At 62.4% G+C, this 8,084-nt stretch carries 7 protein-coding genes and 1 pseudogene; 7 read left to right on the top strand and 1 reads right to left on the bottom strand.

The features are described from left to right. From K5Q19_RS02075 to K5Q19_RS02065, 3 genes and pseudogenes are all read left to right on the top strand, one after another. Positions 1–852, top strand: a pseudogene (locus K5Q19_RS02075) (sulfatase-like hydrolase/transferase); the annotation flags it as partial. Between the two features lie 142 nt (positions 853–994). Then, positions 995–2,071 (top strand): MBL fold metallo-hydrolase, encoded by a 1,077-nt coding sequence (locus tag K5Q19_RS02070; RefSeq protein WP_292940544.1) that lies wholly within the window; start codon positions 995–997, stop codon positions 2,069–2,071. Between the two features lie 80 nt (positions 2,072–2,151). Next, complete coding sequence (locus K5Q19_RS02065; protein WP_292940541.1) at positions 2,152–2,424, top strand: hypothetical protein; 273 nt, start codon at positions 2,152–2,154, stop codon at positions 2,422–2,424. 280 nt (positions 2,425–2,704) lie between these two features. Here the strand turns inward: K5Q19_RS02065 and K5Q19_RS02060 are convergent, their stop codons facing one another. Continuing rightward, positions 2,705–3,121, bottom strand: a complete 417-nt coding sequence (locus tag K5Q19_RS02060; RefSeq protein ID WP_292940538.1) for a hypothetical protein — start codon at positions 3,119–3,121, stop codon at positions 2,705–2,707. A 261-nt stretch (positions 3,122–3,382) separates the two neighbouring features. Between K5Q19_RS02060 and K5Q19_RS02055 the strand changes: the two genes are divergently transcribed. The 4 genes from K5Q19_RS02055 to K5Q19_RS02040 form a co-directional block, all read left to right on the top strand. Then, complete coding sequence (locus K5Q19_RS02055; protein ID WP_292940535.1) at positions 3,383–3,778, top strand: hypothetical protein; 396 nt, start codon at positions 3,383–3,385, stop codon at positions 3,776–3,778. Positions 3,779–3,823: 45 nt separating this feature from the next. Further along, positions 3,824–4,888 carry an alpha/beta fold hydrolase gene (locus K5Q19_RS02050; RefSeq protein WP_292940532.1) on the top strand — a complete coding sequence of 355 codons (1,065 nt, stop codon included), beginning with the start codon at positions 3,824–3,826 and terminating at the stop codon, positions 4,886–4,888. A gap of 147 nt (positions 4,889–5,035) precedes the next feature. Beyond that, complete coding sequence (locus K5Q19_RS02045) at positions 5,036–6,883, top strand: NAD(P)/FAD-dependent oxidoreductase (protein WP_292940529.1); 1,848 nt, start codon at positions 5,036–5,038, stop codon at positions 6,881–6,883. Positions 6,884–6,988: 105 nt separating this feature from the next. After that, positions 6,989–8,084 (top strand): sulfatase-like hydrolase/transferase (locus K5Q19_RS02040; RefSeq protein ID WP_292940526.1); only part of this gene is annotated, 1,096 nt, incomplete at its 3' end.

Genomic DNA, 8,084 nt, shown 5'->3' with positions numbered 1-8,084 from the left:
TGCGGGCGCTACGCGCCCTTGCCTTCATCAAGGCAATCCGGCTCTTCAAGGGACCGGTTCCCAACGTGCTACGGCCCCGAGCCATCACGCGGCGACAACAACACACTGCTGAGCGCCTGGCATCACGTGGTGGGATACCATGTCGGGCTCGAAGGCATGGGCGGACGCGGGAGTTGGGGGTTTATCGGCCCCGAATGGGCGGCCGCGACCGCAACACCGGGGGCCTGGTTCAAGTTCTATGCGACCGAAGGCGGCGTGCGCGTTCCGCTGGTCGTCGCCGGTCCGGGCATCGCTGCCACGCGCATCGACACGCCTGCGATGATGACCGACATCGCCCCTACGCTGCTCGAATGGATCGGCGCACCGGTCGGCGGTTCCGGCATGGGGACCGACAAGGGTACCCGCCCGATGACCGGGCGCAGCCTCTTTCCGGTCCTCACCGGGAAGGAGGTCAGCGCCTATGCCCGGGACGAGGTGCGGGTGATCGAGGTGTCTGGCAACACCGCGCTCTACAAGGGCGATTTCAAGATCACTCGCAGCGTGCTTCCCCTTGGCGATGGCCGCTGGCGGCTGTTCGATCTGGCCAGCGATCCCGGCGAAACCACCGATCTCAGCGTCGAGCAGCCCCGGCTCCTGACCGAAATGGTGGCGGATTATAACGCCTACTCCAAGCGCGTGGGCGTGCTGGCGATGCCCGAGGGATATGATTCGGCCGCGCAGAATGCCCGGAACAACATCGGCAAGCTGCTTCACAACTATCCGTGGCTCTATGGCGTGATGGTGCTTGCCGGGCTTTTCGTCCTGGGACTTTTCAGGATGCTGCGCCGGTCGTTTCGCCGAACCGCTGCCTGATCCCGGCCAGAGCTGCGTTTCCCGGGGCTGCGGCAGATCCATTTTTTTGTCGTTCTTGATTGCTCGTTAATGCATGGTATTAGTTTCCCGCGCTATGGGCGGTCCACCGCTGGCGGACTGCCCGGATGGAAGGAGCCTGATTGTGACCTCATTCAAACGCATCGGATTGGCCGCACTCGCCCTCGTCCTCATCGGGGCCGGGGCCGCCTACGCGTTTCAGGCGCGCATCGGCACGTGGCTGTTCGAGCGCGGGACAGCGCAGCGCATGGTCGTCGACAATGTCGCCGCGCTGGGTGACGGCCTGCATATCGGGCTGTGTGGCACGGGCTCGCCCATGCCCAATCTCGATCGGGCAGGGCCGTGCAACGTCGTGATCGCCGGCAAGCAGATGTATGTCGTCGATATCGGCGAGGGCGGCGGCGAGACGCTCAATGTGATGGGCATCAGTCCCGGCAAGGTCAGCGGGCTGCTGCTCACCCATTTCCATTCCGATCATATCGACGGCCTCGGCCCGCTGATGCTGTTTCACTGGACCCGCGGATCGAGCACGGCGCCGCTGCCGGTCTATGGCCCGAAGGGTGTCGAAGCGATCGTGGCCGGTTTCAACGCGGCCTATGCGACCGACAACACCTATCGCATTGCGCATCACGGACCCAAGGTGGTCCCGCCGAGCGGTGCGGGCGGCATTGCGCGCCCGTTCGACATGGCAGGCCCGGCGATGACCGTGCTTGAGCGCGACGGCCTCAAGATCACTGCCTTCACGGTCAACCACGATCCGATCAAGCCTGCGGTTGGCTACCGCTTCGACTACAAGGGACGTTCGCTGTGCATCAGCGGTGACACCAAGAAATCGTCCAATCTCGAAGCCGTCTGCACAGGCGTCGACATTCTCGTGCATGAAGCGCTGAATCCTGCCTTGGTGCAGAAGATGGAGGCGGCAGCGGCGGCGAACGGCCAGGCGGGCGCCGCGAAGATCCTGCACGACATTCAGGATTACCACACCGCACCCTGGGAAGCGGCTGAAAGCGCGCAGAACGCCCGCACCGGGATGCTGGTGCTGAGCCATCTTGTGCCGCCCTTGCCGAGCCGCTGGCTCTACGCCGCCTTTCTCGGCGATGCCGAAAGCCGCTTCTCTGGCCAGATCGTAGTTGGAGAGGATGGCATGATGTTCTCGCTGCCAGCAGGCAGCAAGACGATCAACCGGGCCCGGTTGATGTGAGGCACCGGCTGACCCCGCCGTTGCCAATGCGCCTACCCCGCCTTTCCCCCACCTCCCACCCCCCTGAAGGAGAATGACTAATGAAGACAACGCTTCAGATTGCCGCCGTTCTGGCGGCTACCCTCGCTCTTGCTCCCGGCGCCCATGCCCAGAGCTATGACATGGCCCTTTCGCAGCTGACCTCGAAGTTCAAGGCATCCGACAAGAACGGCGATGGCAAGCTCAGCCTGCAGGAAGCCAAAGACGGCGGCATGTCGCGTGTCGTTGCGAACTTCGCGACGATCGACAACGACAAAGACGGTTACGTGACCTTCGCCCAGCTCAAAGCTCAGCTGGATGCGCGCTTCAAGTAAATGCTGAAGCTCGGGACGCGCCGGCAGGTGAACCAGCGCGTCCCTTAGTCCGCTGCGAAGACGATCACTTCGTTCAAATCAGCGCACCCAGCCGTAAATCGACGCGCCGAAATCGGCCTCAGCGACCATTTCAGTGTCGCGTTGACTCTTGGCTTCAAGCACGGTGCTAAGTTTGGTGGCCTTACTCTGTTCGATGATCGGCGGGTCCGGGGGCCATTCCCGACCCCGTGGATCAAGAACCTTGCATGCTTCGCTCAGGAGTTCGGGAGGTACGGGCTGATCAGGGCGTTGGGAGGTCGGCAAGCATGATGATGCCGTCCCCATCCTGGTCGACCAGTGCGAAGATATCGCGCTCGGGCTTGTCCCATTCGGCGCGTGACAGCCTTCCGTCGCCGTTCTTGTCGGCCATCGCCAGTACCTGTTCCAGCTTTTCTGTATATTTGCGTTTGGCAAACCGTATCCGCGGCGCGTCTTCCTCGCTCACCACGCCGTTCCCGTTGCGATCAAGCCTCGCGAAAATGTCGGCACGATGCGCATCATATTCTCTGCGGGTGACCTTGCCGTCAGCGTTGGCATCGGATTCGGTGAGAATGCTGCGAAGCTTCTGGAGTTGCTCCGCAGAGGGCTGGGCTGCGACCGGCAAACCGGCACAGGCAAAGGCGGCTGCGGCAAGGATGCGGGCGGGATTCTTCATCATCGGCTTGCTCCATTGGTTTTGCTGAAGCCGCCGTTCCCCGAAAGGGGCGGCTGATTCCTTTATTAATGCATCATATTATAAGAGCAAGGTGCATTTGCGGTGCGCACTTGCATTGCGCAGTGAGAGGCAGACCTCGGGCGGTCAGACAAAGCCCAGACAGATTGCACTCTTCGGGCCTTTAGGCATTGCCCATCTTAATCTAATGTGACATATTAAATGAGGAGTCCGACCAGCTGTCGGGCGCAGAAAACTGGAAATGTGATGGCTAAAGTTCTGAGCTTGGCGGTTCGCGTGCCGCCCTTGCTGCTGGCGATCCTGTTCGGGTTCCTGGGGATCAGGTCGATGACCAACCCGGATCGGGCTGCCGCGTTTTTCGGCTACACGTTTCCCGCGGGCGGTCTCGGGCTGAGCTCGCTGATCGGACACACCGCCAGTTGGGCGCTTACAATCGCGGTCTGCCTGGCTCTCGGGCTGATCCGCAAGGAACGCATCTGGTTCTATCCGGCGATGATGCTGTTCGGGTTCTTTGCGCTCGGCCGGATCGCCGCAACCCTGCTCCAGGGCGCGCCGACTCATCCGGAACGGCTTGTGCCCGAACTGGTTTTTACCGGCCTGCTCTATATCGCAGCGCGGCAAACGCCCGACACCAGCCGCTAGCAGCGCAGCGGGTATGGCGTTCAAATCTTCGAATGGGAGTAACGCATGGTCGAAGCAGTCCTGATCGGCATGGGGGCGCTGGCCGCGGCAGCGGCAGCGGGCGCATTCGCAATCACCCGGGACGGCTCGATCGTGACGCCCCGGGGGGCGGGCAAGGTCAGCACCGCCTCGGGCATTTTCGAGGGTTTCCCGCTTCCCGACTATGCGCAGAAGTTCGTGTCCGACGACTACAAGAGCTACCTGATCGAGGTCGAGCCTGGGATAAAGGTGCACATTCTCGAAGTCGGCGGAGGCTATCCGGTCTTCATGCAGCACGGGAATCCGACTTCGGGCTTCCTCTATCGCAAGGTCGCCGAACACCTGCCGCTCGACCAGGTGCGCTTGATCATGCCGACCCTCGTCGGGCTTGGCTATTCGTCCAAGGTGCCGGTCAGCATGCATACGGCGGCAAATCACAATCGCTGGATCAACGCAGCGCTGGGACAACTGGGGCTCGAGCAAGTGATCTACGTCGGGCAGGACTGGGGCGGCCCCATCGGCGTCGGTGCACTGGCGCTGTCGCCTGGATTGGTCAGAGGCATCGTCATCATGAACACCGCGATCCGCGTGACCGAGGTCAAGACCAGGCTTTCGAGGATCCATGATCTGATGAAGACCCCGATCGTCGGTGAGTTCCTGGGGAACGTCCGCAACATGATCTTCCGGGGCCTGCATCGTCCGCAGCACGATCCCGCCTCGATGCCGCAGGCGGTCAAGGACCTCTATGCGCGCCCGGTGCGCGAAAGCGGCAATCACAAGGCGCCGCTGGCGATGATGCGGATGGTGCCCGACGGCCCCGATCATCCGAGCACCCCGGTGATGCGTGAGCTTGTCCCCTATGTGCGCTCGCTCGACGTGCCGGTCGAGATCGTCTGGGGGACTAACGATCCGATTCTGGGCCATGCAGTGCCGGCCATGCTCGAAAACTTCCCGCAGGCACCGGTGACCGAGACACCGGCCGGGCATTTCCTTCAGGAGGAAGTTCCCGAAGTCATCGCCGAAGCGGTGCTGCGGGTACTGGGCGCGGTTCGTCAAGGCGGACCGCGGGCAAGCGTTGCAGCCATCCCATAGCGCTTGCGGCTCCGGGATGTGCCCATCCCCTGGCCAAACCTTCCCCTGTGCAAAGAAGGCACGGCATTGGGCCTTGCTCCTTAGCGGCCTTGCGACTAAATAATGCACAGCATTAAATTTTTGTCCGCCAGCGAGAGGCCCACCGCAATGACGACCGTTCTCGACAGGGAAGCCATCAAACAGAAATATGCGGCCGAGCGCGTCAAGCGTCTGCGCCCCGAAGGCAACGGTCAGTATCAGCGGCTCTCGGGCAAGTTTCAGGACATGGCGGCCGATCCGCACACGCCCTTCGTGCCGCGCGATCCTGTGCGCGATCATGTCACTTTCGCCTTCATCGGAGCGGGCATGTCCGGACTGGTCACGGCTGCGCGTCTCAAGGAAGCGGGGATCGAAAGCGTGCGGCTGATCGACAAGGCCGGCGGGGTAGGCGGCACCTGGTACTGGAACCGCTATCCCGGCGTGCGCTGCGATACGGCGGCGATGATTTACCTGCCGCTCCTCGAGGAAACCGGCTACATGCCGTCCGAGAAATATGTACGTGGCGCCGAAATTCTTGCCCATTGCGAGCGGATCGCGCGCCATTATGGCCTGTATGACCAAGCCCTGTTCCACACCGAAATCGATGCGGTCACATGGCAGGAAGATGCCCGCGTGTGGCGCATCACCACCAGTCGCGGTGACGATTTCACCGCCAAGTATCTGGGCATGGGAACCGGCCCGCTGCATGTTGCCAAGTTGCCGGGAATTCCGGGAATCGAGGATTTCAAGGGCAAGCAGTTCCACACCAGCCGGTGGGATTATGACTACACCGGCGGCGACGCGCTTGGTGCGCCGATGGACAAGCTTGGCGACAAGCGCGTTGCGGTGATCGGCACCGGCGCTACAGGGGTGCAGTGCATCCCGCAGGTGGCGAAGACCGCAGGCCGTCTGTTCGTTTTCCAGCGGACCCCGTCCTCGGTCGACGTGCGCGGCAACCATCCGATTGATCCGAAGTGGTTCGCCACGATTGCCAAGCCGGGCTGGCAGAAGCGCTGGATGGACAACTTCGTTGACAATATGGGGCGGGGCCTCCCGTCCGAGGATCTGATCGACGATGGCTGGACCGCCATTTCGCGCCGCATCCGGGAGAAGGTTCTTGATGGCCGCCCGATGTGGGCTGCCAAGCTTGCGACGCGCGTCGCGGGCGTGCTGGGGCGTCCCCCGCGCCAGGTGAGCCCGGAAACGGTCCAGGCCGCGATCGAGGACGCCGACATCGAGAAGATGGAGGAAATCCGCGCCCGGGTCGATGCGGTGGTGAAGGACCCCGAGACTGCGGAGCATCTCAAGGCGTGGTATTCGCAGCTTTGCAAGCGCCCATGCTTCAGCGACGAATATCTCGATGCCTTCAATCGGCCCAACACCACGCTGGTGGACACCGACGGCAAGGGGGTGGAGCGGATCACCGAAACCGGACTGGTCGTCGGCGGCGAGCATTACGAGGTCGATTGCATCGTCTACGCATCGGGTTTCGAGTTCGGAGCCAATTTCCAGATGAAGACCGGTTTCGACATTACGGGCCGCGGCGGCCAGCTCTTGTCGGAATACTGGGGCCAGGGCCTGCGCACCCTGCACGGGCTGCACGTCCCCGGCTTTCCCAACGCCTTCATGGTGCAGATGAACCAGGCCGCCAATATGGTGACCAACATTCCGCACAACATCGTCGATCACGCGGCGACCGTGGCGCAGGTGATCGCCCATGCCGAGCGCGAAGGCTATGCCGAAATGGAGCCGACCGAAGCGGCCGTATCGCAATGGGTCGACCTGATCCTGACCGGGGGCGGATCCCTGATCGCCTCGGCCGAATGCACACCCGGCTTCTGGAACAATGAAGGCCAGGGCTGGAGCAGGGAATTCCGGCAATCGCAGGGCCATCCGGGCGGGGCGGAAGGATACTTCAAGCATATCGACGCGTGGCGCCGATCGGGCGCTTACGAGGGACTGGTCTTCAAGAGATGAACCTGCGCCGGGCTCGCCCTCGGCCGCCGTCTAGCATTGCACTGTTTAATTCATTGCATTAGAATTTGGGGGCGACCGCGCCTGCGTCAGCGATGGGGGGAATTGATGCTGAGAAAGATCCTGACCGTCGTTGTCGGATTGGTGATCGTGGCCGGGGCCGTCGGTTGGTTCAACCGCAACGCGATTCTGACCGCGCTGCTGATGCGCCGCATCGAAGCGACCAAGGAACAAATCGCGCCCAGTCGTGCTGTCGTATGGGACCAGGGGCCGAGCCAGGCCGACACGCCCGTCTCGCAGCGGCCGCCCAATGTGGTGTTCATCCTGTTCGACGATTTCGGCTACAATGACCTCACCACCTTTGGCGGCGGCGTTGCGGACGGCAGAGTGCGCACCCCGAACATCGACAAGCTCGCCGCGCAGGGGGCGATTTTCAATCAGGCCTATTCCGGCACATCGACTTGTGCGCCTTCGCGCGCGATGCTGATGACCGGGCGCTATCCGACCCGCACCGGGTTCGAATTCACGCCGATCCCCGATGGCATGGCCAAGGCCCTGCCGATCTTCGCTGCAGGCATGGATCGCGGAGCGCTGCCGCCGACCGTGTTCAATCCCGAGTTTGATGAAAAGGCGATGCCCTTCAAGAACCAGGGGCTGCCGGGTTCGGAAATCACCATTGCCGAGCTGCTCAAGACCAAGGGCTACCACACCGTCCACATCGGCAAATGGCACCTCGGCGAGGCGGACGAATACAAGGCCAATGCACAAGGGTTCGACGAGAGCCTGAACATGCACAATGGGCTCTATCTCCGCGAAGATGATCCCAACGTCGTCAACGCCAAGATCGATTTCGACCCGATCGACAAGTTCTTCTGGGCCAAGCTGCAATTCGCCGCGACCTTCAACGGCAGCAAACCGTTCGAGCCGGGCGGCTATCTGACCGATTGGTGGACCGACCAGTCATTGAAGGTCATCGAAGCCAACCGCAACCGGCCGTTCTTCCTCTACATGGCCCATTGGGGCGTGCACACCCCGCTGCAGGCGACGCGGGAAGATTTCGAGGCGGTGGGCGACATCAAGCCGCATCGCCTGCGGGTCTATGCCGCGATGGTGCGCGCGCTTGATCGCAGCGTCGGGCGGATCATGGCCAAGCTCGACGAGGAAGGCCTCGCCGACAACACCATCGTCGTGCTCAGCAGCGATA

It is taken from the genome of Novosphingobium sp. (genome assembly GCF_019748365.1).
In the GTDB taxonomy this organism is placed as follows: Bacteria; Pseudomonadota; Alphaproteobacteria; order Sphingomonadales; family Sphingomonadaceae; genus Novosphingobium.
Note: the sequence above shows the minus strand (reverse complement) of the source record. Positions and strands in the feature narration are given on the sequence as shown.

What these genes read in the sequence shown, in the direction of transcription:
- K5Q19_RS02065 (WP_292940541.1), top strand. Translation starts at nt 2,152, where the DNA reads ATGAAGACAACGCTTCAGATTGCCGCCGTTCTGGCGGCTACCCTCGCT.
- K5Q19_RS02060 (WP_292940538.1), bottom strand. Translation starts at nt 3,121, where the DNA reads ATGATGAAGAATCCCGCCCGCATCCTTGCCGCAGCCGCCTTTGCCTGT.
- K5Q19_RS02055 (WP_292940535.1), top strand. Translation starts at nt 3,383, where the DNA reads ATGGCTAAAGTTCTGAGCTTGGCGGTTCGCGTGCCGCCCTTGCTGCTG.
- K5Q19_RS02050 (WP_292940532.1), top strand. Translation starts at nt 3,824, where the DNA reads ATGGTCGAAGCAGTCCTGATCGGCATGGGGGCGCTGGCCGCGGCAGCG.
- K5Q19_RS02045 (WP_292940529.1), top strand. Translation starts at nt 5,036, where the DNA reads ATGACGACCGTTCTCGACAGGGAAGCCATCAAACAGAAATATGCGGCC.